Origin of the sequence: Orrella dioscoreae, from assembly GCF_900089455.2 — a bacterium.
Classification (GTDB): Bacteria; Pseudomonadota; Gammaproteobacteria; order Burkholderiales; family Burkholderiaceae_B; genus Orrella; species Orrella dioscoreae.
In genome coordinates, this window is sequence record NZ_LT907988.1 from 1,702,282 (window position 1) to 1,726,166 (window position 23,885).

The following is a 23,885-nucleotide window of genomic DNA, read 5'->3' on the forward strand; positions in this document are numbered from 1 at the left end:
CTTGCGGTGTTTGTTGAAATACGCTGTAAATAGGGAAGAGAGAACCTAATGTCGAGTAATACCGTCGCCCAGTTCGCTACCGAGCTGAAGATGCCTGCCAATGTGCTGCTGGATCAGCTGCGCTCGGCTGGCGTTGATCTCAAATCGGTGGACGATTCCGTCACCGACAGCGACAAGGCGAAGCTGCTCGAGTCGCTGCGCCGTGCCCACGGCGCCAGCGATGGCAAGAAGATCACGTTGACGCGTCGCCAGACCTCCGAGATCCGCCAGGCCGACGGCAGCGGCCGTTCGCGCACCATCCAGGTGGAAGTGCGCAAGAAGCGCGTGTTCGTCAAGCGCGACACCCCCGAGGGCGTCGACGCCCCGGTGCGTGCCGAAGACGCCGACCGTATCGATGCCGTCGACGCTGCCGATGCCGCCGTCGCGGAAACGACGCAACTGGCCGTGCCCGAGCAGGACATCAAGGAAACCGTGCAGGCTGTCGAAGCTGCTCCGGCGCAGGCCGAGACCGTCGAGCCGCCCGCGGCTGCCGAGCCTGTTGCCGCCGCCGAGCCCGACGTGGTGAAGGAAGCGGCGCCCGCGCCCGCCGCCAAGGAAGAGGCGCCTGCCGTCGACGCCAAGGTCGAGACGCCCGCGCCGCAGCCGGAACCCGAGCCCGCGCCTGTCGCGAAGGCCGAACCCGAAGCCGCCGCCAAGCCGGCCGACGCCCAGCCCGCTGCCGCGCCGGTGCAAGCCGAACCCGAAGTGAAGACGCCCGCAGCGGCCGAGGCCAAGGCCCCGGCGCCTGTCGCGCCCGTCGCCCCTGCCGCGCCCGTGTCGTCGGCGCCGTCGCGCGCTGCCCGCCGTGCCGAGCCGCCTCCCGTCGCTGCATCCGTGGCCAATGCCACCACGGCAGACCGTGATCGTGCCCGCCGCCAGGCCGAAGCCGAAGCCGCCGCGCTGCGCGAAATGCTGAATCGTCCGCGCAAGGTGCTGCGCGCGCCGGAACCCGAGGCGCCCGCTGCCGGCGCCCTGTCCGGCACGCTGCACAAGCCCGCGGCCGCCAAGGGCGCGGCTGCGAAGCCCGCTGCCAAGCCGGCCGCCGGCGCGCCGGGCAAGAAGGTCATCAAGACGGCCGAGGTGTCCTCGACCTGGTCCGACGACGCTTCCCGCAAGAAGCCCGCCGACAGCAAGGGCCCGGCTGCGCCGGCCAGCCGTGACGGCTGGCGCGCAGGCAAGGGCGGCGGCAAGGGCGGCAAGGGCGGTGGCCGTCACGGCCGCCAGCAGTCGCAGCAGGCCAGCCAGCAGGCGCCCGCCGAGTTCATCCAGCGCGAAGTGCACGTGCCCGAGACCATCACCGTGGCCGACCTGGCGCACAAGATGTCCGTCAAGGCCGCCGAGGTGATCAAGCACCTGATGAAGCTGGGCCAGATGGTCACCATCAACCAGGTGCTGGACCAGGAAACGGCCATGATCCTCGTCGAGGAACTGGGCCACAAGGCCATCGCCGCCAAGCTGGACGACCCGGAAGCCTTCCTGGACGAAACGCCGCAGGCCGAAGGCGAACTGCAGTCGCGCGCGCCCGTCGTCACCGTCATGGGCCACGTCGACCACGGCAAGACCTCGCTGCTGGACTACATCCGCCGCGCCAAGGTTGCCGCGGGCGAGGCCGGCGGCATCACGCAGCACATCGGCGCCTATCACGTCGAGACCGAGCGTGGCATGGTCACCTTCCTGGATACCCCGGGCCACGAGGCGTTCACCGCCATGCGTGCCCGCGGCGCCAAGGCGACCGACATCGTGATCCTGGTGGTGGCCGCCGACGACGGCGTCATGCCGCAGACGCGTGAAGCCATCCACCACGCCAAGGCCGCCGGCGTGCCGCTGGTCGTGGCCATCAACAAGATCGACAAGCCCGATGCCAACCCCGACCGCGTCAAGCAGGAACTGGTTGCCGAGGAAGTCGTGCCGGAAGAATACGGCGGCGACGTGCCCTTCGTGCCGGTGTCGGCCAAGGCGGGCACGGGTATCGACGACCTGCTGGAAAACGTCCTGCTGCAGGCCGAGATCCTGGAACTGAAGGCGCCGGTGGAAGCCCCGGCCAAGGGCCTGGTCATCGAAGCGCGCCTGGACAAGGGCCGTGGTCCGGTGGCCACGATCCTGGTGCAGAGCGGCACGCTCAACCGCGGCGACGTGGTGCTGGCTGGCGCCAGCTACGGCCGTGTGCGCGCCATGCTCGACGAGAACGGCAAGCCCGTGGCCTCGGCCGGTCCTTCCATTCCGGTGGAAATCCAGGGCCTGACCGAAGTGCCCGCCGCCGGTGACGAGCTGATGGCGCTGGCCGACGAGCGCAAGGCGCGCGAAATCGCGCTGTTCCGCCAGGGCAAGTTCCGCGACGTGAAGCTGGCTCGCCAGCAGGCCGCCAAGCTCGAGTCCATGTTCGACAACCTGGGCGAAGGCATGCAGACGCTGTCGCTCATCGTCAAGACCGACGTGCAGGGTTCGCAGGAAGCGCTGGTTACCGCGCTCACCAAGCTCTCCACCGAGGAAGTGCGCGTGCAGGTCGTGCACGCCGCCGTGGGCGGCGTGTCCGAAAGCGACGTCAACCTGGCCATCGCGTCGGGCGCCGTGGTCATCGGCTTCAACGTCCGCGCCGACCAGAGCGCCAAGAAGCTGGCCGAGTCCAACGACGTCGACCTGCGCTACTACAACATCATCTACGACGCCGTGGATGAGGTGAAGGCAGCCATGTCGGGCATGCTGGCGCCCGAGAAGCGCGAGGAAGTCATCGGCATGGTCGAGATCCGCGAGGTCTACTCGATCTCCCGCATCGGCAACATCGCCGGCTGCATGGTGCTCGATGGCATCGTCCGCCGCGATTCGCAGGTGCGCCTGCTGCGCAACAACGTCGTGCAGTGGTCGGGCTGGCTGGACTCGCTGCGCCGCTTCAAGGACGACGTCAAGGAAGTGCGTTCCGGCTTCGATTGCGGCCTGACGCTGCGCAACAACAACGATATCCAGGTCGGTGACCAGCTCGAGATCTTCGAGATCAAGGAAATCGCCCGGTCGCTGTAAGCCATGAGCCGTCACAAGTCCAAGACCATCCCCGGCCGGAATCTCCGGCTGGCCGACCAGATCCAGAAGGATCTGGCCGTGCTCATCCAGCGCGAGATCGATATCTCGCGGGCGGGGCTCATCACGCTGTCAGGCGTGGAGCTGTCGGCCGACTACGCGCACGCCAAGGTGTATTTCACCGTGCTGGGCGCCGAGCCCGAGGCCGCCACGGCCGCCTTGCGCGAGAAGGCAGGCTGGCTGCATTCGCAGCTCTTCAAGATGCTGCACATCCACACGGTGCCCACGTTGCACTTCCATCACGACGTGCAGATCGTGCGCGGCATCGAGATGTCGCAGCTGATCGATCGCGCCGTCCAGAGCGGCCCGGCGCCTGAAGAGCCCGACGAGCCTGACGAGCCCGAGGACAAGCCCTGAAGGGCTGTCGTCGCTTTTTTCCGGACTGAGACGATGGCAAGACGACGCGGGCTCGCGCTCGACGGTGTGCTGTTGCTGGACAAGCCTGTGGGCCTCTCCAGCAACCACGCCTTGCAACGCGCCAAGCGCACCCTGGACGCGGCCAAGGCCGGCCACACGGGGACGCTGGATCCCTTTGCGACGGGTCTGCTGGTCTGCTGCATGGGGCGGGCCACCAAGATTTCCGGCGCCATGCTGAACGCCGACAAGTCGTATCTCGCCACCGTGCGCTTTGGCGAGGAAACGGATTCCGGCGACCTGACCGGCAACGTCGTCTCGCAGGCGCCGGCAGGATTCGCGGGCACCGACGAGGCGGCGCTGCGCGCGGTGCTGTCACGTTTCACCGGTAGCATTTCGCAGATACCGCCGATGTATTCGGCGCTCAAGCGTGATGGCAAGCCGCTGTACGAATATGCGCGCGCCGGCATCGAGCTGGAACGCGAGCCGCGGCAGGTCACGATACACAAGCTTGAACTGGTGTCCTTCGACGCGGATGGCATGCAGGCGGTGCTGGATGTGGATTGCAGCAAGGGCACCTACATCCGGACGCTGGCCCAGGACATCGGGCGGGCGCTGGGGTGCTACGCCCACCTGACGGCGCTGCGCCGGACCCGTGTCGGACCGTTCCCGCTGGATCGGTCCGTGACGCTGGAAGCCTTGCAGGATATGGCCGACCCCAAGACGGCCTTGTTGGAAATGAACGAATTGCCGGCGGGCCTCATGCCCGTCAAGCCAAACTAAAGGAAATCCTCTTATGTCACGCGCCTTGCGCAACGTTGCCATCATTGCCCACGTGGACCACGGCAAGACCACGCTGGTGGACCAGCTGCTGCGCCAGTCGGGTACCTTCCGCGAGAACCAGGCCCTGACCGAACGCGTCATGGACTCCAACGACCTGGAAAAGGAACGCGGCATCACGATCCTGGCCAAGAACTGCGCCGTCGAGTATGAAGGCACGCACATCAACATCGTCGACACCCCGGGCCACGCCGACTTCGGCGGCGAGGTCGAACGCGTGCTGTCGATGGTCGACGGCGTGCTGCTGCTGGTGGACGCGGTCGAGGGCCCGATGCCCCAGACCATCTTCGTGACCCGCAAGGCGCTGGCCCTGGGCCTGAAGCCCATCGTGGTGGTCAACAAGATCGACCGTCCGGGCGCTCGTCCCGATTTCGTCATCAATGCCACCTTCGAACTGTTCGACAAGCTGGGCGCCACGGAAGAGCAGCTGGACTTCCCGGTGGTGTTCGCCTCGGGCCTGTCGGGCTATGCAGGCCTGGACGCCGACGTGCGCAGCGGCGACATGCGCCCGCTGTTCGAAGCCATCCTGAAGCACGTGCCGCAACGCGACGATGATCCCGATGCGCCGCTGCAGATGCAGATCATCTCGCTGGACTACAACAGCTACGTCGGCAAGATCGGCGTGGGCCGGGTCAACCGCGGCCGCATCCGCCCCGGCATGGAAATCGCCCACCGCTTCGGTCCCGACGGCACGCCCGGCCGTGGCCGCATCAACCAGGTGCTGAAGTTCCGTGGGCTCGAGCGCGTGGTCGTCGATGAGGCCGAAGCCGGCGACATCGTGCTGATCAACGGCATCGAGGAACTGGGCATCGGTACCACCGTGACCGACCCGGCCACCCCCGAGGCGTTGCCGGTGCTGCGCATCGACGAGCCCACCCTGACCATGAATTTCATGGTGAACACGTCGCCGCTGGCCGGTCGTGAAGGCAAGTTCGTCACCAGCCGCCAGATCCGCGACCGCCTGGACCGCGAACTGAAGTCCAACGTGGCGCTGCGCGTGCGTGACACGGGCGACGACACCGTGTTCGAAGTGTCGGGCCGTGGCGAACTGCACCTGACCATCCTGCTGGAAACGATGCGCCGCGAAGGCTACGAGCTGGCCGTGTCGCGTCCGCGCGTGGTGTTCAAGGACATCGACGGCGTGAAGTCGGAGCCCTTCGAGTCGCTGACCATCGACGTCGAGGACGCGCACCAGGGCGGCGTCATGGAAGAGCTGGGCCGCCGCAAGGGCGACCTGCAGGACATGCAGCCTGACGGCCGTGGCCGTACCCGCCTGGAATACATCATTCCGGCGCGTGGCCTGATCGGTTTCCAGAACGAGTTCCTGACGCTGACGCGCGGCACGGGCCTCATGAGCCACATCTTCCACGAATACGGTCCCGTGCGCGAAGGCGCGATCGGCGAGCGCCGCAACGGCGTGCTGATCAGCCAGGACAACGGCGATGCCGTGGCCTACGCGCTGTGGAAGCTGCAGGATCGCGGCCGCATGTTCGTGAACCCGGGCGAGCCGCTGTACGAGGGCATGATCATCGGCATCCACAGCCGTGACAACGACCTGGTGGTCAACCCCATCAAGGGCAAGCAGCTGACCAACGTGCGCGCCTCGGGCACCGACGAAGCCGTGCGCCTGGTGCCGCCGATCCAGATGTCGCTGGAATACGCAGTGGAATTCATCGACGACGACGAACTGGTCGAACTGACCCCGAAGTCGATCCGCCTGCGCAAGCGTCACCTGCAAGAGCACGAGCGCCGCCGCGCTTCGCGCGAAGGCGTCTGATCCCCGTCCGGCCCTTGCGGCCGGATTGCCAGGCCAGGCAGGCAAAGGCCGCCACCCATCACGGGCTGGCGGCCTTTGTGTTTCTAGTCTTGCCGTGGCGGCTTACGCGTGGTCGGGCCGCGCCAGGTCCAGGTTCGCAAACCTGTCCGCCAGCGTCGGCACCGAGCGCGCGGGCCAGATCGCGCTGAGGTCGAAACTCGGCAGGCCCTGGCCGTCGCGCACGCCGCAGAAGCGCACGCCGGCGAAGTCCAGCGAACGTATCCAGCTGGGCAGCAGCGCCACGCCGCAACCGCCCGCCACGCAGGCCAGCACCGTCAAGGTGCGATTTGCCTCCTGCGCCACCACAGGGTCGTGGCCCGCCTTGCGCATGGCATCCAGAATGCCCGCGTACAGCACGGGCAACTGGCCCTGGGGATACATCACCAGCCCCGCGTTGGCGATCTGGGCCAGCGATACCTGGCCATCCTCGCCCACCTCGAATTCGTCCGGCACGGCGGCCAGCAGCCGGTCGCGCAACAGTTGGCGCTCGCGCATGCGGCCACCCACGGCCACGGGCGTGTGCATGAGCCCGATGTCGATCTCGCCGGTCTGCAAGGCCTGCGCCTGTTCGGCATTGCTCATTTCGCGCAGGATGATGCGCACGCCGGGCGCCTGCTTGCGCATTTCACGCAGGGCGCGCGGCAGGGTGTGGAAGAGGGCGGAGGAGACGAGGCCCACGGTGAGCTGGCCAGCGCTGCCGCGGCCGATTTCCTGGGCCCGGCGGGCGGCGCTGTCGATGCGGGTCACGCTGGCGCGCACGTCGTCCAGGATGGCCAGCGCCGCGGGCGTGGGACGGGCGCCTTGCCGGGAACGCTCGAAGAGGCGCGTGCCCAGGTCGCGCTCCATCCGTTGCAGGGCCTGGCTGAGCGCGGGCTGGGCAATGCCCAGCCAGTCCGCGGCGCGGCTGACGCTGCCTTGGTCGATGACGGCGAGGAAATAACGCAGATGCCGGGTTTCCATATCGATAAGATATAAAAATCTAGTTTTCAGATAATGGAAAACTATACCGTGTCTTCCTAGAATCCAGTCTCGGAGAAAGCCCGCCGGTGTTGCCGGCGACACAAGAACACAGGAGACAGCGTTGCCCTCGCCCCACACCGGCCTTGCCGTGGACACGCACGCGCACGTCTTCGTGCAGGGCCTGGCCCTGGCCGCCAGGCGCCGCCACAGCCCCGAGCACGATGCCACCACGGCGCAATACCTGGCCTTGCTGGATGCCCATGGCTGCTCGCACGGCGTGCTGGTGCAACCCAGCTTCCTGGGCAGCGACAACAGCTTCCTGGTGCAGGCCTTGCGCGCCGCGCCACGGCGCCTGCGCGGCGTGGCGGTGGTCGAGCCGGGCGTGAGCGACGTGGCGCTGGCCGAACTGGCCGAGGCCGGCGTGGCGGGCATGCGCCTGAACCTCATCGGCCTGCCCACGCCCGACCTGGCAGCGCCTGAGTGGTCTTCGCTGCTGGCCCGCATCAACGCGCTGGACTGGCACGTGGAAATCCACCTGCCCGCAGGCCGCTTGCACGAAGCCCTGCCTGCCTTGCTGCAGGCGGGCTGCAAGGTCGTCGTCGATCATTTTGGCCGCCCGGATCCCGTGCTGGGCCTGGCCGATCCGGGTTTCGGCTATCTGCTGTCGCAGGCCGGCAGCGGCCAGGTCTGGGTGAAGCTCTCCGCCGCGTATCGCAACTGGACGCCGGCCGATTGCCCGACTGCGGGCCGCGAGGCCTGTGCCCGCCTGCTGCATGCCTTTGGCGGCGAGCGGCTGATGTGGGGCAGCGACTGGCCGCACACCGAACACCGCCATCTGGCTTCCTTCCCCGTCGTCCGCGCCTGGCTGGACGACTGGATCGACGATCCCGCGCAGCGCGAGGCTGTCCTTGCCGGCACCCCGCTGCGCCTATTCCAATTCAAATAGAGGAGATATCCATGAGCACTTTCCTGCAACGTTGCGCCCGCGTGGCGCTGGCCGCGAGCCTCCTGGCCAGTGCCGGCCTGGCGCATGCCGCCTATCCCGAGCGTCCGGTGACCCTGGTCGTGACCTTCCCGCCTGGCGGCACGGTGGACGTGGTGGCGCGCCTGATCGGGCCGAAACTGGCCGCGGAACTGGGCCAGCCCGTCGTCATCGAGAACCGTGGCGGCGCGGGCGGCATGATCGGCGGCGCGATGGTGGCGCGCGCCAAGCCCGATGGCTACACCCTGATGCTGGACGCGTCCAACCATGCGCAGAATCCGGCAATCCAGCCTCGCATGCAGTTCGACACGCTGAAGGACTTCGCGCCGGTGTCGCTGTTGCTGCGCGCGCCGAACATCCTGGTGGTCACGCCCTCGAGCGAAATCCGCACGGTGGAAGACCTGGTCCGCCTGGGCAAGGATGACAAGAATCCGGTGTATTTCGCGTCGTCCGGCCCCGGCTCGGCCCAGCACCTGGGCGGCGAGCTCTTCAACCTGCTGGCGAAGACCCAGCTGCAGCACGTGGCCTACAAGGGCGGCGGTCCGGCCATGATCGACGTGATGTCGGGCCAGGTGCCGGTGATGTTCGCCAGCATGGGCTCGTCGTGGCAGCACGTGAAGAACGGCAAGCTGCGCGCGGTGGCCACCGGCGGTTCGCAGCGCTCGCCCGTCGCGCCCGAGATGGCCACCATCGCCGAGTCCGGCGTGCCCGGCTTCGAGTCGTACGAGTGGAATGCCGTGTTCGCGCCTACCGGCACGCCGGCCGAGATCGTGGACCAGGTGTCGCAAGCGCTGGCCAAGGTGCTGAAGGACCCCGGCATTGCACAGCAGTTGGCAGCCATCGGCGCCGAACCGGTAGGATCGACGCCGGCCGACCTGGACACGTTCCGCCGCGCGGAAATCGCCAAGTGGCAGAAGGTGGTGAAGGAAGCCGGCTTGAAGCTGGATTGAGCGCGGTGCGTGTGCCGCGTGCCCGGAATTCCCGGCACGCGGCATGCCAGCCACGCAGCAGTGCAGGGGCGCCCGTGGTGGGCGCCTTTTTCATGTGGGCAGGGCGGGGGCCAGGTCGCCCGAGGTGGTGTGGCGGCTCTGGTACTGCGTGATGATCTCGACCACGCGTTCGGGATCGTCTTCGATCTGGATGAGGTCCAGGTCGCGGGCATTGATGGTGCCGTGCGACAGCAATTGCGCCTTCAGCCAGTCGATCATGCCTTGCCAGAATTCGCTGCCCACCAGGATCACGGGGCCGGGCAGGACCTTCCCGGTCTGGATGAGGGTGAGCGCCTCGAACAGTTCGTCGAGCGTGCCGAAGCCGCCCGGCAGCGCGACGTAGGCCGTGCTGTGCATGAAGAACGTGGCCTTGCGCGAATAGAAGTATTCGAAGTCCAGCTCGATGGACTGGAAGCCGTTGTTGTGCAGCTCGTGCGGCAGCACGATGTTCAAGCCCACGCTGGTGCCGCCCGCTTCATAGGCGCCCTTGTTGGCCGCCTCCATGATGCCGGGCCCGCCGCCAGCGATGACCGCGAAACCGGCGCGCGCGAGCAGGCCGCCCAGGATTTCTCCCTTGGCATAGTGCGGCGATTCCCGGGGAATGCGGGCGCTGCCGAAGACGCTGACTGCCGGTCCCAGGTGGGCCAGCGCGTCGGCCGCCCGGGATATCTCTGACATAATTCCAGGTATCTGCCGGTCCGCCGGCGTGACCGGATTGCTTTTTGTGACCATGAAAAAAACCTTGTTGCTGGTGGATGGATCGAGCTACCTGTATCGCGCGTTCCACGCCATGCCCGACCTGCGCAATGCCCAGGGAGAACCCACCGGGGCGCTGTACGGTGTCGTCAACATGCTGCGCCGGCTGGTGCAGGATTACAAGGCACAGTATGCAGCATGCGTGTTCGACGCGCGTGGCAAGACGTTTCGCGATGATATCTACGCGGAATACAAATCCCACCGCCCGCCCATGCCCGAAGAACTGGCCGCCCAGGTCGATGTCATCCATCGCACCGTGCGCGCGCTTGGCTGGCCCGTGCTGACCGTGCCCGGCGTCGAGGCCGATGACGTCATCGGCACGCTGGCGCGCCTGGCCGCCGAGCAGGACATCCATACCGTGGTCTCCACGGGCGACAAGGACCTGGCCCAGCTGGTCAATCCGCACGTCACGCTGGTCAACACCATGTCGGGCGAAACGCTGGACGTGGAAGGGGTAAGGAACAAGTTCGGCATCGGTCCCGAGCGCATCGTGGAATACCTGATGCTGGTGGGCGATACGGTCGACAACGTGCCGGGCGTGCAGAAAGTGGGGCCCAAGACCGCGGTCAAGTGGCTGACGGAGCACGGCGACATCGACGCGCTGGTGGCGGCCGCCGACGGCATCAAGGGCGTGGCGGGCAACAACCTGCGTGACGCCTTGCCGCAATTCGACATGACGCGCCAACTGCTCACGGTGAAGACCGACTGCGACCTGTCGGCCGACGTGCCGGATTTCTCGGTGCTGGCGCCGCGCGACCCAGACGCCGCTGAACTGACGGACATCTATGACCGCTATGGGTTCCGCACCTGGCTGCGCGAACTGAGCGGCGACGCCGAGCGCGTGCCCGAGGGCGATGCGCGCGTGGTCACGGAAACCGTGCCGGCCGCGCCGGTGCAGACGCAATACGAGACCGTGCAGGACTGGGCGGCGTTCGACGCGTGGATGACGCGGATCCAGGCGGCCGAGCTGGTCGGGCTGGATACCGAGACCACGTCGCTGGAGGCCATGAACGCCCAGATCGTGGGGATCTCCCTGTCCACCGAAGCTGGTCTCGCGTGCTATATCCCGGTGGCCCACCGTGGCCCCGACGCGCCCGAGCAGTTGCCGCGCGACGAAGTGCTGGCGCGCCTGAAGCCCTGGCTGGAAGATCCCAAGGCGGCCAAGCTGCTGCACCATGCCAAGTACGACACGCACGTCTTCGCCAACGCGGGCATCGACCTGGCCGGCGTCACCGACGACACGATGCTGCAGGCCTATGTGCTGGAGTCGCACCGCGGCGTGGGCCTGGCCGAGCTGTCCGAGCGCTGGCTGGGCCGCAAGGGCCTGAACTATGAAGACCTGTGCGGCAAGGGCGTGCACCAGATCGGCTTCGACGAAGTGCCGCTGGACAAGGCGGCGCACTATGCCTGCGAGGATGCCGACTTCACGCTGGCCTTGCACGGCGTGCTGCGCCCGCGCGTCGCTGCCGAAGGCCTGGACGACATCTACAGCCTGGAAATCGCGGTCTCGCGCGTGCTCTTCGAGATCGAGCGCAACGGCGTGCGCGTGGATGCCGCCGAACTGGTGCGCCAGAGCGGCGTGCTGGGCCAGGAGATGGTGTCGCTGGAGCAGCGCGCCTATGAACTGGCGGGCCAGCCCTTCAACCTGAATTCTCCCAAGCAGCTGGGCGAGATCCTGTTCGGCCGCATGGGCCTGCCGGTGGTGCGCAAGACCGCCAGCGGCGCGCCCTCGACCGACGAGGAGGTGCTGACCAAGCTGGCGCAGGACTATCCCTTGCCGCAGGCGCTGCTGGACTACCGCGGCCTGGCCAAGCTGAAGTCGACGTATACGGACAAGCTGCCGCGCATGATCAACCCGCGCACGGGCAGGGTGCACACGCACTATGCGCAGGCGGCGGTCATCACGGGCCGGCTGGCCTCGTCCGACCCGAACCTGCAGAACATCCCCGTGCGCACGGCGGCGGGGCGCCGCGTGCGCGAGGCGTTCATCGCCACCGATGGCGTGATCGTCTCGGCCGACTACTCGCAGATCGAGCTGCGCGTCATGGCGCACGTCTCGGACGATGCCAACCTGCAACGCGCCTTCGCCGCGGGCGAGGACATCCACCGCGCCACCGCCGCCGAGGTCTTCAATGTGCCGCTGGCCGAGGTCAGCGCCGACCAGCGCCGCGCGGCCAAGGCCATCAACTTCGGCCTCATCTACGGCATGGGCGCCTTCGGCCTGGCCAGCAACCTGGGCATCACCCGCGATGCGGCGCAGGCCTACATCGACCGCTATTTCGCGCGCTATCCCGGCGTGGCGCAGTACATGGCCGACACCAAGACGCGCGCGCGTGACCTGGGCTACGTGGAAACCGTGTTCGGCCGCAAGCTGTGGCTGCCCGATGTGCGGGCAGGCTCGGGCCCGCGCCGCCAGGGCGCCGAGCGCGCCGCCATCAACGCGCCCATGCAAGGCACGGCCGCCGATCTGGTCAAGATGGCCATGGTGCGGGTGCAAACCTGGCTGGCCGCCGAGGGCCTGCGCACGCGCATGGTCATGCAGGTGCATGATGAACTCGTCTTCGACGCGCCCGTCGCCGAAGAGGCGCTGCTGCGAGAGAAGGTGCCTGAACTCATGTGCAATGTCGCCGAATTGCGGGTGCCGCTGGTGGCCGAGATCGGCGCCGGTCCGAGTTGGGAACGGGCACACTGAGCCGTGCAGGAAGGGCGGACGCTCCCGTTGCGGGGGCATCCGCCATGGCTGGGCCGCCGTTCACGGGAAAGTAACAATATAATGTTCCAGCTTTCCCTTCCAACCTGGTCCTGATTCCCCATGCTTGCCTGGTCCGTGCTGGCCGCCATCACTGGCGGCTTGCTGGCGCTGTTCATTGCGCGCTGGCTGACGTTGAACGTCTTTTCCCGTTATCTCCATCACATGGTCAGCCTGTCGGTGGGGGTGCTGCTGGGGGTCTCCCTGCTGCACCTGCTGCCCGAGGCCTTCGAGACCGGGCCCGGGCCGCACACCCTGTTTCCCTTGATGCTGGCCGCGCTGGTGGGGTTCTTCATTCTCGAGAAGATCGCCTTGCTGCGGCACAGCCATCACCACGAGGGCGACGGACATCACCATCATGCCGGCCATGACCGCCACGAGGCAGGGCGCGGCGGTGTGCTGATCCTGGTGGGCAGCTCGCTGCACAATCTGTGCGATGGCGTGCTGATCGCGGCGGCCTTCCTGGTCGACCCGATCCTGGGCGTGCTGACGGCGGCGTCCATCATCCTGCACGAGGTGCCGCACAAGCTGAGCGATTTCGTGGTGCTGATGAACGCGGGCCTGTCGCGCGAGCGCGCCTTCGGCCTCATCCTGTTCTCCAGCCTGTGTTCCGCCATCGGCGCGGTGCTGGGCACGCTGCTGCTGGCACAGGCGCAGTCCTGGCTGCCCTACCTGCTGGTGGTGGCCGCCAGCAGCTTCCTGTACATCGCCATCGCCGACCTGATGCCGCAGATGCACGAGCGCGTCAGCCTGCGCGACGCGGGGCCCCAGCTGGCCCTGGTCGCCCTTGGCGTCGCGCTGATCTACAGCGTGACAGTCTTCGTGCACCACGGCCATGATCATGGTCCGGGGCAGGGCCAGGGTCACGAATCAGGCCATGATCACGATCACGGCCACAGCCAAGGCCATGGTCAAGGCCATGGTCACTAAGCCACGCAACGCGACACGCAACAAAAAGAAAACCGGGCCACAGGCCCGGTTTTTTTCCATTCAGGGCACCGCGGAGCCGGCTTTGCCGGTCCGCCCGTGCCGCCCTTCGTGGGGAACCTCTTTACCGCAGATTCTGCAGCGCGTGGATGCGGGCCGGAATCGGCGGGTGGGTGGAGAACAGCGCGCTGATGGCGCGGCCGCCGCTGATGCCCGAGGCCTGGAAGGCCTTCGGCAGTTCACCCGGCTCCACGCCGCCCAGGCGGGCCAGGGCGCGGATCATGGGCTCGCGGGCGCCCATCAGGTGGGCGGCGCCGGCGTCGGCGCGGAATTCGCGCTGGCGCGAGAACCAGGCCACGATGATGGAGGCCAGCACGCCGAAGGCGATTTCACAGACGATGACGGTGGCGAAATAGCCGATGCCGCCGCCGCGTTCGTTCTTCAGCACCACGCGATCGACGAAATAGCCGACCACCCGCGCCAGGAAGACCACGAAGGTGTTGACCACGCCCTGGATCAGGGTGAGGGTGACCATGTCGCCGTTGGCGATGTGGGCCACTTCGTGCGCCAGCACCGCGGCCACTTCCTCTTCGGTCATGCTTTCCAGCAGGCCCGTGGAGACGGCGACCAGCGAGCTGTTCTTGAAGGCGCCGGTGGCGAAGGCATTGGGTTCGCCGTCATAGATGGCGACTTCCGGCCGGCCGACGCCGGCGCGGTCGGCCAGTTGATGCACGGTTTCCAGCAGCCACATTTCACGCGCGCCGTTGGGCGCCTGCGGGTCGATGACGCGTGCGCCGGTGCTCCACTTGGCCATCGGCTTGCTGATGAGCAGCGAGAAGATGGCGCCGGTGAAGCCGATGACGGCCGAGAAGATCAGCAGCATCTGGATGTCCAGGCCCTGCTGCGTGATAAAGCGGTTGACACCCAGGATGTGCAGGGTCGCGCTCAGCACGACCATGACGGCCAGGTTGGTGAGGAGGAATAGGACGATGCGCTTCATGCTGAGTAATCCCCGTTTGTGAATCTATGGTTCGGAGCTTGGATCGGCCGCTGCCATGGCGGTTCCCGCGAGGACTCTTATATGAGGGCAGCCGGCCGGGCGACAAGGGGGGAGTATAGTAGCGGTTCTGTTCATATTCCGGCCGGTTTCCCTTTTCCCCATGCAGGCTCTCTGGATGCTCCTTGCCTCGGCGATGTTCGCTGTCATGGGCACGTTCGTGAAACTGGCGGGTGAGCATGGCGCCAGCCTGCCGCAGGTGGTGCTGTTCAGGGGGCTCCCTTCGGTCTTCCTGCTCCTGGCCTGGGCCCGCTGGGCCGGCCATCCCATCCTTCCCAAGCAATGGCGCCCGCACCTGTGGCGCAACCTGGCCGGCGTCTCGTCGATGTGGCTGGGCTTCATCGCCATTTCCAGCCTGCCGCTGTCCACCGCCACCAGCCTGAACTACACGGCGCCGCTCTTCATCGCGGGATGGATGCTGGGCTGGGGCGGCACCGGGCGCGATGGCTGGCGCATCGCCGCGGTCATCATCGGTTTCCTGGGCGTGCTGACGGTGCTGCGTCCCAGCGTGACCGGCGACCAATGGCTGCCAGCCTTGCTGGGCCTGTGCGCGGGCGCCTTGTCCGCCGTGGCCATGATGCAGATCCGCGAACTCGGCCGCCTGGGCGAGGCCGAATGGCGCACCGTGCTGTTCTTCTCGGTCGCGGTCTGTCTCAGCAGCGCCGTCGGCGTGGCACTGGTCGGCTGGGGCAATCCGGATACCCTGGGCATCGTCTCGCTGGTGGGCGTGGGCCTCTCGGGCATGGTCGGGCAGCTTGCCATGACGCGCGCCTTCGGCCTGGGCTCGGCGCTGCTGACGGCGGCGCTGCAATACACCACCATCATCTTCGCGGCGCTGATGGGCGCCTGGGTGTGGCACGACATGCCCGACATGCTGGCCTGGATCGGCATGCTGTGCATCATTGCGGCGGGCCTGCTGTCGATCTGGCGCACCATGCGCGAAACCCGCGAGGCCGTGCGCCGCGCGGCCAGGCAGGCGACCTCGGCCGCCAAGCCCTGAATCGCGGCCGTCCCTAGGGGGCGGGCGTGACCTCGCGTTGCCCGTCGGCATCCACCTGGCGATAGCGCGCCTGCAGCAGGCGCGCATTGCCGCCTTCGATGCGAAAACCGTTGCCGGACTCCCCTTGCCGCACTTCGAAGGCGAAGGGCTGCCTGTGCCCGTCGAGGCTGGCGGTGGCCAGGCAGCCGCGCACGCGTGCCTGCTTGAGGTATCCCAGTTCCTGGATCGACTCGAATTCAGTCAGCAGGTAATTGGGCCGGCTGTCCCTGCGTAGCATGGGATTCGCCTGCAGGGTCCGGCTTTCGGCGGTGTGCAGCGCGCTGCGCAGGGTCTTCACCACGGCGTCGTCGTCGCAGGCGGGCGGCACGCGCGCCGGCTGCAGGAACCAGACCAGGCCGGCGGCCAGCACGGCGACGCCGCCGGCGATCAGCCAGGGGCGATGGCGCTGGTGCCACGGCGTGGCGCGGATCCGCTCGGCTTCCTCGCGGTCGAATTGCTCGAACAGGCAGTCCTCGTATTCGTCCAGCGCCTGCACGCGCGTGGCGTTCGAGGCGAAGGCCGCATCCCGCAGGCTGACTTCCTCCATCTCCTCCATTTCCTCGTCCGTGACGATGTTCTCGCCAGCCAGCCAGAACAGGGCCGAGCCCAGGGAGTCGAAGGGTTCGGACGTGGCGTGCGCCAAGCGCGCCCGCGCTGCGTCGTGATGGCTGGCGGTGATGACGCCGTCGGCCAGGAGCGTGTCGAGGAAGGGAGTCGAGAGTGTCGTCATCGGCGGCGGGCGGTGGGCGGTGGGGTGTCGGGGCTTCATTATGCCGTTGCGGCGTCCGCGCAAAAAAAAGTGGCGGCCCCGTGGGCCGCCACTTTCACTGCGACAGGGCGAACGCGCGTCAGCCCGGGTCCGTCGGTTCCTGCATGACGCGCCGATACCATTCGTGGAAGTGCTGCATGCCGTCTTCCATGGGGGACTGGTAGGGGCCGGCTTCGGTGACGCCACGTTCCATCAGCGCCTTGCGGCCCGCGTCCATGCGCTCGGCGATCTCGTCGTCCTCGACGGCCGTCTCCATGTAGGCGGCGCGGTGCGCCTCGACGAATTCGCGTTCGAAGGCCGCGATTTCCTCGGGGTAGTAGAACTCCACCACGTTGACCGTTTCCTGCGGGCCCTTGGGGTACAGCGTCGAGAGCACCAGCACGTGCGGATACAGCTCGATCATGTGGGTCGGGAAGTAGGTGACCCAGATCGCGCCGAAGTCGGGCGCCTGGCCGTCGCGGTATTGCAGCAGCTTGTCGTGCCACATGCGATAGACGTCGGAGCCCGGCTGGCCCAGCGCCTGGTGCACGCCCACGCGCTGCAGGCTGAACCAGTCGCCCATCTCCCAGCTGAGGTCGTCGCAGGTGACGAACTTGCCCAGGCCGGGGTGGAAGGGGCCGACGTGGTAATCCTCGAGGTAGACCTCGATGAAGGTCTTCCAGTTGTAGTTGCAGGGGTGGATCTCGACGTGGTCCAGCACGTAGTCCGAGAAATCGAACTCGGGCCGGCCGAAGAGCGTGCGCAGGTCATGCGACGGATCGCGCGGCCCTTCGAACATCAAGCCGTGGCAATCCTTCACCGGGAAGCGCTGCAGGTCCAGGCACGGGGAGCTGTCGAACTGGGGCGCGCCCAGCAGCGTGCCCTGCTTGTCGTAGGTCCAGCGGTGCAGCGGGCAGACGATGTTGCCGCCCGTCGCGCGCAGGTTGCCGCTGATGTGCTTCGCGTCGGCGCCCGTGACATCGGCCGTCGAGCCGCCCAGCATGAGGGCCTGGCGGTGGCGACAGACGTTGGACAGCAATTCCACGCCTTGCGGGTTGCGCACGAGCACGCGCCCCCCACCTTCGTGATGCAGGGTGCGCCAGTCGCCGACCTCGGGCACGTTGCGGGCGTGACCGACATACTGCGAAGATTGCTTGAAAATGAGTTCCTGCTCGCGAGCCAGGCGGGCTTCGTCAAAGTAGGCAGTGACGGGTAGCTGGGTGCGAGCTGGCGCCAGGTGCGCCATCCGACCAATGTCGGTCATGATTCCCTCCGCACGGATAAAAAAGCCAGGACGTCCAAGGTCCTGGCGCGAAGAAAAATCGGTCCGGCCGATCATCTAAAGGTCATATTCTACCCTATATCCCCTCTTGGGACCGGTACGGGCGCGCAAGGTTTGACCACGAACAAGTCCGCGCTGGCGCCCCCGGCAAACCGGGGCCGGCGTCAGACGAAACGGCGCATGAGCGGCAGCCTTTGCATCAGCCAGATGCTGCCCGCCGACAGCCCGAAAATGACCACGGCCGCGAAGGGAATGGCCCAGGCGGGGGCGATGCCGTTGTCATAGAGCGGGCTGCGTTGCGCCAGGTCGATGAATACCGGATGGATGAGGTAGATGCCGAAGGTCAGCGGCGCCAGCAGCACCAGGCGGGGCAGGGCGGGCGTGGCCAGGATCAGCTGGAACACCGCCAGCGACATGAAGGGCACCGTGATGCTGAAGTAGTCGTAGAAATAGAAGTTCAGCCTCTGCGAGGTCGACAGCGCATAGACGCCCAGGGCCGTGATGGCGATGCTGGCCGCCAGCACCCAGCCCGGCCGTGGCAGGGACAGCGAGCCTTCGTAGATCATCCGTCCCGCCACGAAATAACCCAGGTAGGGCACGAACCAGGCGAGGAAGAAGCCGTAGCCCTGGCCCGTCAGGTGGCGATACAGCGCGTCCACGATCGCGATCGCCAGGGTGACCATGACACAAGCCAGGCGGCGTCGCACCGACAGCTTGCCGTACAGCTCACGCACGAAAGGGGCGAAAAGATAGAGCCCGACGATCATGTAGAGGTACCAGAGGTGGTAGTACGGCCGTCCTTCGGTCAGGCGGCGCAGCCAGGCCATCGGCTCGTGCGGCGTGCCGTCCAGATGTTCGAGCGTCACCGTCCAGGCCAGGTAGAAGACCGTCCAGAACACCAGCGGCAGCAGGATGCGCGCGCTGCGGCGCAGATAGAAGCGGGGGATGCCCTCGGGCCGGGCGGGCGCCAGCAGGAGGGCGCCGCTGATCATCACGAAAACCGGCACGCACCAGCGCACGGCGGAGTCGTACAGGTTGGCGCTGACCCAGCCGGCCGTGCCATAGGGCTCGGTCGAGGAGACGGGGACCGCCGCGCAATGCAGCAGGACCACGGCCAGCGCCGCGATCCAGCGGGCGGCATCCAGCTGCGCCAGTCGGGGGTCGGGAGGGATGCTCGACGGCGTCGTGTCGGGAGCGGTGGATGACGGGGCCGCGGCGGACGCGGGCCTGACGTGGGGAAACCTCATGGATGGCGAAAGATGTAGCTTGGCTGCGGGCCACCATAGCAGCGCGGGCGGTGCCGGACTGTTTCCAGGCGTTAGCCATTCCTGCCGCCCTGGGGGCGGGGAATGGCCAGGCCAAGGGCGGCTTTGCCCCGGTGCGGATGGCGCCGGGTTAACTCTGTTGCAATTGCGCCGGTGCCGGGTCCCCGGTCGCGGGCAGGGCAGGCTGGACAGTTCTCGTACAATGAAAGGCTTGTATCAAAACGACGCAGTGTCATGAAGACGGAGACCCGTTTGGCCGCAGCTTCCTCCCCCGGCGCCTTGCCGCTCCCGCAGGATTTCGAGACCGCCCTGGCTGAGCTTGAATCGCTCGTTGCCGCCATGGAAGACGGTTCCCAGCCGCTGGAGCAGTCCCTGGCCGCCTACAGGCGCGGCGTGGAGCTGTCCCGTGTGTGCCAGGAAAAACTGGCCCAGGCCGAGCAGCAGGTGAAGGTGCTCGAAGGCGAATTGCTGCGTCCGCTGGACGCTGGCGCACTGGGCGCGGGCGAGCCGCAATGAGAAGCGCCCCCCTGGATTTCCCGACCTGGATGCAGGATCGGATCGATCATGTCGAGGCTTGCCTGGATGGGTTGCTGCCCACGCCGGAGGAAGCGCCTGCGCGCCTGCACGAAGCCATGCGCTACGCCGTGCTGGGCGGCGGCAAGCGCGTGCGCGCGGCCATGGTCTATGCGGCAGGGCATGCCTGCACCAGCGGCGCCATGCCCGTGTCCGTGGGCACCGGCCTCGATTGCGCCGCCGCGTCCATCGAGCTCATCCACGCCTATTCGCTGGTGCACGACGACCTGCCCTGCATGGACGACGACACCTTGCGCCGTGGCCGGCCCACCGTGCACGTGCAGTTCGACGAGGCCACCGCCATGCTGGCGGGCGACGCCCTCCAACCCCTGGCCTTCGAGCTGCTCGCCGAAATGCCGATCGCGCCGGCGCTGGTGGTGCAGGCCTCGCGCGTGCTGGCGCGTGCGGCCGGGAGCCGCGGCATGGCCGGCGGCCAGGCCATCGATCTCTACAGCGTGGGGCAGTCCCTCACGCGCGAGCAGCTCCAGACCATGCACAGCCTGAAGACCGGCGCCTTGCTGGTGGCCAGCGTCGCGCTGGGCGGCGTGGTGGCCGGCGCCAGCTCCAGCCAGCGCAATGCGCTGGATGATTACGCGGGGGCTGTCGGTTTGGCGTTCCAGGTGGTGGACGATATCCTGGACGTCACTGCCGACACGGCCAGCCTGGGCAAGACCGCCGGCAAGGACGCCGCGGACAACAAGCCCACCTATGTCTCGCTGCTGGGCCTGGACGATGCCCGGGCGCTGGCCGAGAGCCTGCGCACCGACGCCCATGCCGCCATCGCGCCGCTGGGCGAAGGCGCCAAGTACCTGGCCGCGTTGGCCGATTTCATCGTGCTCAGGGACCGCTGAGCGGATACCTTGCACGCCGAACCGCCCGCCTTGCCCAGCCTGGGCGCGGGGGTGAATGCTGAATAACCTTGTCATGCCATGAAGACCGAATTGCTCGATCGCATCCAGTCGCCGGCCGACCTGAAGTCGCTGGATCGCCGCGACCTGAAACAACTGGCCGATGAACTGCGTGGTTTCGTGCTGGACTCCGTGTCGCGCACGGGCGGCCATTTGTCCTCGAACCTGGGCACCGTGGAGCTCGCCATCGCGCTGCACGCGGTGTTCGACACGCCGCATGACCGCATCGTCTGGGACGTGGGCCACCAGTCCTATCCGCACAAGATCCTCACCGGCAGGCGCGCCGAGATGGACCGCCTGCGCCAGGCGGGCGGCATCTCCGGCTTCCCGCGCCGCGCGGAGTCGCCCTACGACGCCTTCGGCACCGCGCATTCGTCGACCTCGATCTCGGCCGCGCTGGGCATGGCCGTGGCCTCGCGCAACGCCGGCATCGAACGCCGCCACATCGCCGTGATCGGCGACGGCGCGATGTCCGCGGGCATGGCCTTCGAAGCCATGAACAACGCCGGCGTCACGCCCGACGTGAACCTGCTGGTGGTGCTGAACGACAACGACATGTCGATTTCGCCGCCGGTGGGCGCGCTCAACCGCTATCTGGCGCGCCTCATGTCCGGCCGGTTCTATGCCGCCGCCCGCAATGTGGGCAAGGCCGTGCTGCAGCGCGTGCCGCCCATGCTCGAACTGGCGCGCCGGTTCGAGGAACACGCCAAGGGCATGGTCACGCCGGCCACGCTGTTCGAGGAGCTGGGCTTCAACTACGTCGGCCCCATCGATGGCCACGATCTCGACGCGTTGATGCCCACGCTGCAGAATCTCAGCGTGTTGCCGGGGCCGCAGTTCCTGCACGTGGTCACGCGCAAGGGGCAGGGCTACAAACTGGCCGAGGCCGATCCTGTGCTTTATCACGGTCCGGGCAAGTTCGATCCGGCCGTGGGCATCCAGCAGGCCAAGGCGCCTGCCCGCCGCACCTTCACGCAGGTGTTCGGGCAATGGCTGTGCGACATGGCCGCCCAGGACGACAAGCTGGTGGGCGTCACGCCCGCCATGCGCGAAGGCAGCGGCATGGTCGAGTTCGAGCAGCGCTTCCCGGCGCGTTATTTCGACGTGGGCATAGCCGAACAGCACGCCGTGACCTTTGCCGCCGGCATCGCCTGCGAGGCGCACAAGCCGGTGCTTGCCATCTATTCCACCTTCCTGCAGCGCGGCTATGACCAGCTGGTGCATGACGTCGCCCTGCAGAACCTGGATGTCACCTTCGCGCTGGACCGGGCAGGTCTCGTGGGCGCCGATGGCGCGACGCACGCGGGCAACTACGACATCGCGTTCCTGCGCTGCATCCCCAACATGGTCGTGGCCACGCCGTCCGACGAGCGCGAGACGCGCCTGCTTCTGAGCACCTGTTACCGTTATCCGGGACCTGCGTCGGTGCGTTATCCCCGTGGCGCGGGCTGTGGCGCCGAGCCCGGCACGGCGCTGGACGACGTGCCGCTGGGCAAGGGCGTGGTGCGCCGACAGGGCCGCCGCGTCGCCATCCTCGGCTTCGGCACTCTGGTGCAGGCGGCGCTGGCCGCTGCCGAGAACCTGGACGCCACCGTGGCAGACATGCGTTTCGTCAAGCCGCTGGACCAGGAACTGGTGCTGTCGCTGGCCGCCAGCCACGATGCGCTGGTGACCCTGGAAGAGGGCGCCATCATGGGCGGCGCGGGCAGCGCCGTCACCGAGGCCCTGAACGAAGCCGGCATCACCGTGCCCGTGCTGCAGCTGGGCCTGCCGGACCGCTTCATCGACCATGGCGAGCAGGGCAGCCTGCTGGCTGGCGTCGGCCTGGATGCCAAGGGCATCGAGGCGTCGATCCGCGCGCGTTACGCCGCCTTGCTCGAACCGTCGGCCCAGGACGGCCAGGCGGCCTGAATCCCGCGCCGTTGTTGTTTTCTTGCAGCCCCAGGCCCGCGTGGCCTGGGCTGGCGAGGCCGGAACCCGGGTTTCGCATTGGTGTCCAAAGGGTTTTTGAACGGTGCGCCCAGCGTTTGGGCGATAATCCCTCTCCAATCTTTTTGCGCAGGGCGCGTCCGCCGACATGCCGGCCGCGCGTGCACAGGTAAGCCAAATGAATTCTCCCGTCGATTCCGCCATCGTGATGCCCGATGTGCAGAGTTCCGTCGATATCCGCCAGATCCCCATCCAGCGCGTAGGCATCCGTGGCGTGCGTCATCCGATGCTGGTCGCCGGCGCGGACGGCGCGCAGCCGACCGTGGCGAACTGGACGCTGACGGTGGCCCTGCCGGCCGAGGAGAAGGGCACGCACATGTCCCGCTTCATCGCGCTGCTGGAAAAGTATCGTCGCGTGCCCATGACGCCGGCGCTGTTCGCCACCATGGCGCGCGAGATGCTGCCGCTGCTGCACGCCGAGCGCGGCGATATCACCGCCACCTTCCCCTATTTCATCGAGAAGTCCGCGCCCGTGTCGGGCGTGCGCAGCCTGCTGGACTACGAAGTGCAGTGGACCGCGCGCGCCGGCGCGCAGGGCACCGAGTTCGAATTGTCGGTGCTCGTGCCCGTGACCAGCCTGTGCCCCTGCTCGAAGACCATCTCCGACTACGGCGCGCACAACCAGCGTTCGCACGTCACGGTCGTGGCCGTCATGCAGGACGAGAACGTCGACATGGACGCCATGATCCGCCTGGTCGAAGACGAGGCATCGTGTGAGCTGTGGGGCCTGCTGAAGCGCCCCGACGAGAAATACGTCACCGAGCGCGCCTACGACAACCCGAAGTTCGTCGAGGATCTGGTGCGCGACGTCGCGGTGCGGGTGAAGGCGCAGCCGGGCGTGTTGCGCTTCCGCGTCGAGGCCGAGAATTTCGAGTCCATCCACAATCATTCCGCGTACGCGGTGGTGGAAGGCTGACACGCAAGGCAGGCCGCGCGGCGGTTTTGCGACGGGGCTCCGTCCCTTTTTGGCAATGTTGTTGCCAATCGCATGATGTTTACGCGATAATCGAAAGCTTTCTTGCTCGACAGCGGGATTTTTCCGTTGCGGGCTGCCCCTTGCCCGGGGCGCGGCGTGTCTTTTGGGGGCACGCGCTGTGTTCAAAAACACAATAAAACACGCGCCGGCGGGCAAGACATCCCTAAGGAGTCGTACCCATGCGTCATTACGAAGTCGTATTCATTGTCCACCCGGACCAGAGCGAGCAGGTGCCCGCCATGGTCGAGCGCTATCAGTCGCTCGTGACCGGTCAGGGCGGTGCCGTGCACCGTCTGGAAGATTGGGGCCGCCGCCAACTGGCCTACCCGATCCAGAAGCTGGTGAAGGCCCATTACGTGTGCCTGAACATCGAGTGCGGCCAGACCACGCTCGACGAGCTGGAGCATTCGTTCCGCTACAACGACGCCGTGCTGCGCCACCTGGTCATCAAGACCAAGGCTGCCCCCGCCGCCGCGTCGGTGATGATGAAGTCGGTCGAGCGCGAAGAGGCCCGCAAGGCCAGCGCCGAAGCCGCCGCTCCCGCCGAATCCGAGTAATTCCGGA

20 protein-coding genes are annotated in these 23,885 nt (G+C 67.3%); 14 read left to right on the forward strand and 6 right to left on the reverse strand.

The window, feature by feature from the left end; all coding sequences use genetic code 11:
* The first annotated feature begins 48 nt into the window (after positions 1-48).
* From infB to typA, 4 genes are read left to right on the forward strand one after another with little or no spacing between them, the layout of a single operon-like run.
* Positions 49-3,054, forward strand: a complete 3,006-nt coding sequence (gene infB, locus ODI_RS07950) for a translation initiation factor IF-2 (protein WP_067759551.1) — start codon at positions 49-51, stop codon at positions 3,052-3,054.
* Between the two features lie 3 nt (positions 3,055-3,057).
* The gene (gene rbfA, locus ODI_RS07955; RefSeq protein ID WP_067759549.1) at positions 3,058-3,468 is read left to right on the forward strand and encodes a 30S ribosome-binding factor RbfA; all 411 of its coding nucleotides are present in this window, start codon (positions 3,058-3,060) and stop codon (positions 3,466-3,468) included.
* A gap of 33 nt (positions 3,469-3,501) precedes the next feature.
* Positions 3,502-4,248, forward strand: a complete 747-nt coding sequence (truB, locus tag ODI_RS07960) for a tRNA pseudouridine(55) synthase TruB (RefSeq protein WP_067759546.1) — start codon at positions 3,502-3,504, stop codon at positions 4,246-4,248.
* Between the two features lie 13 nt (positions 4,249-4,261).
* Positions 4,262-6,082 carry a translational GTPase TypA gene (gene typA / locus ODI_RS07965; protein WP_067759544.1) on the forward strand — a complete coding sequence of 607 codons (1,821 nt, stop codon included), beginning with the start codon at positions 4,262-4,264 and terminating at the stop codon, positions 6,080-6,082.
* Between the two features lie 102 nt (positions 6,083-6,184).
* Here typA and ODI_RS07970 read toward each other — a convergent pair whose 3' ends face one another.
* Entirely contained in the window at positions 6,185-7,081 is an 897-nt protein-coding gene (locus tag ODI_RS07970) for a LysR family transcriptional regulator (protein WP_067759541.1), read from the reverse strand.
* Positions 7,082-7,202: 121 nt separating this feature from the next.
* On the opposite strand from ODI_RS07970, the gene ODI_RS07975 reads away from it, so the two are divergent.
* The gene (locus tag ODI_RS07975; protein WP_067759539.1) at positions 7,203-8,027 is read left to right on the forward strand and encodes an amidohydrolase family protein; all 825 of its coding nucleotides are present in this window, start codon (positions 7,203-7,205) and stop codon (positions 8,025-8,027) included.
* An 11-nt stretch (positions 8,028-8,038) separates the two neighbouring features.
* Complete coding sequence (locus tag ODI_RS07980) at positions 8,039-9,013, forward strand: tripartite tricarboxylate transporter substrate binding protein (RefSeq protein ID WP_067759536.1); 975 nt, start codon at positions 8,039-8,041, stop codon at positions 9,011-9,013.
* A 90-nt stretch (positions 9,014-9,103) separates the two neighbouring features.
* On the opposite strand, the gene ODI_RS07985 is transcribed toward ODI_RS07980, so the two are convergent.
* Entirely contained in the window at positions 9,104-9,784 is a 681-nt protein-coding gene (locus tag ODI_RS07985) for an LOG family protein (protein ID WP_456299560.1), read from the reverse strand.
* Here ODI_RS07985 and polA point away from each other — a divergent pair.
* Both polA and ODI_RS07995 read left to right on the forward strand, forming a co-directional pair.
* Positions 9,783-12,500: a DNA polymerase I gene (gene polA, locus ODI_RS07990; protein ID WP_067759530.1), complete on the forward strand. Its 2,718-nt coding sequence runs from the start codon at positions 9,783-9,785 to the stop codon at positions 12,498-12,500. The two genes, ODI_RS07985 and polA, sit on opposite strands and share 2 nt — an antisense overlap.
* Positions 12,501-12,620: 120 nt before the next feature.
* Complete coding sequence (locus ODI_RS07995) at positions 12,621-13,487, forward strand: ZIP family metal transporter (protein ID WP_067759527.1); 867 nt, start codon at positions 12,621-12,623, stop codon at positions 13,485-13,487.
* Between the two features lie 121 nt (positions 13,488-13,608).
* On the opposite strand, the gene htpX is transcribed toward ODI_RS07995, so the two are convergent.
* Positions 13,609-14,484: a protease HtpX gene (gene htpX / locus ODI_RS08000; RefSeq protein WP_067759525.1), complete on the reverse strand. Its 876-nt coding sequence runs from the start codon at positions 14,482-14,484 to the stop codon at positions 13,609-13,611.
* 160 nt (positions 14,485-14,644) lie between these two features.
* Between htpX and ODI_RS08005 the strand changes: the two genes are divergently transcribed.
* A complete protein-coding gene (locus tag ODI_RS08005) occupies positions 14,645-15,541 on the forward strand; it encodes a DMT family transporter (RefSeq protein WP_067759523.1) in 897 nt (298 codons plus the stop codon).
* Between the two features lie 13 nt (positions 15,542-15,554).
* Here the strand turns inward: ODI_RS08005 and ODI_RS08010 are convergent, their stop codons facing one another.
* The 3 genes from ODI_RS08010 to ODI_RS08020 all read right to left on the reverse strand — a co-directional run bounded on the left by ODI_RS08010 (position 15,555) and on the right by ODI_RS08020 (position 18,857).
* The gene (locus ODI_RS08010; protein WP_157929738.1) at positions 15,555-16,349 is read right to left on the reverse strand and encodes a hypothetical protein; all 795 of its coding nucleotides are present in this window, start codon (positions 16,347-16,349) and stop codon (positions 15,555-15,557) included.
* A 79-nt stretch (positions 16,350-16,428) separates the two neighbouring features.
* Positions 16,429-17,592 (reverse strand): aromatic ring-hydroxylating oxygenase subunit alpha, encoded by a 1,164-nt coding sequence (locus ODI_RS08015; protein WP_067759517.1) that lies wholly within the window; start codon positions 17,590-17,592, stop codon positions 16,429-16,431.
* A 182-nt stretch (positions 17,593-17,774) separates the two neighbouring features.
* Entirely contained in the window at positions 17,775-18,857 is a 1,083-nt protein-coding gene (locus tag ODI_RS08020) for an acyltransferase (protein WP_082985518.1), read from the reverse strand.
* Positions 18,858-19,109: 252 nt separating this feature from the next.
* On the opposite strand from ODI_RS08020, the gene ODI_RS08025 reads away from it, so the two are divergent.
* The 5 genes from ODI_RS08025 to rpsF all read left to right on the forward strand — a co-directional run bounded on the left by ODI_RS08025 (position 19,110) and on the right by rpsF (position 23,878).
* Complete coding sequence (locus tag ODI_RS08025) at positions 19,110-19,391, forward strand: exodeoxyribonuclease VII small subunit (RefSeq protein WP_067759514.1); 282 nt, start codon at positions 19,110-19,112, stop codon at positions 19,389-19,391.
* Positions 19,388-20,299 carry a polyprenyl synthetase family protein gene (locus ODI_RS08030; protein ID WP_067759512.1) on the forward strand — a complete coding sequence of 304 codons (912 nt, stop codon included), beginning with the start codon at positions 19,388-19,390 and terminating at the stop codon, positions 20,297-20,299. The genes ODI_RS08025 and ODI_RS08030 overlap by 4 nt, the downstream gene beginning before the upstream one ends.
* 78 nt (positions 20,300-20,377) lie before the next feature.
* A complete protein-coding gene (dxs, locus tag ODI_RS08035) occupies positions 20,378-22,267 on the forward strand; it encodes a 1-deoxy-D-xylulose-5-phosphate synthase (RefSeq protein ID WP_067759510.1) in 1,890 nt (629 codons plus the stop codon).
* 196 nt (positions 22,268-22,463) lie between these two features.
* On the forward strand, positions 22,464-23,261 hold the full coding sequence (folE2, locus tag ODI_RS08040; protein ID WP_067759507.1) for a GTP cyclohydrolase FolE2: 798 nt from the start codon (positions 22,464-22,466) through the stop codon (positions 23,259-23,261).
* A 239-nt stretch (positions 23,262-23,500) separates the two neighbouring features.
* Positions 23,501-23,878, forward strand: a complete 378-nt coding sequence (gene rpsF, locus ODI_RS08045) for a 30S ribosomal protein S6 (RefSeq protein ID WP_067759505.1) — start codon at positions 23,501-23,503, stop codon at positions 23,876-23,878.
* Positions 23,879-23,885 lie beyond the last annotated feature (7 nt).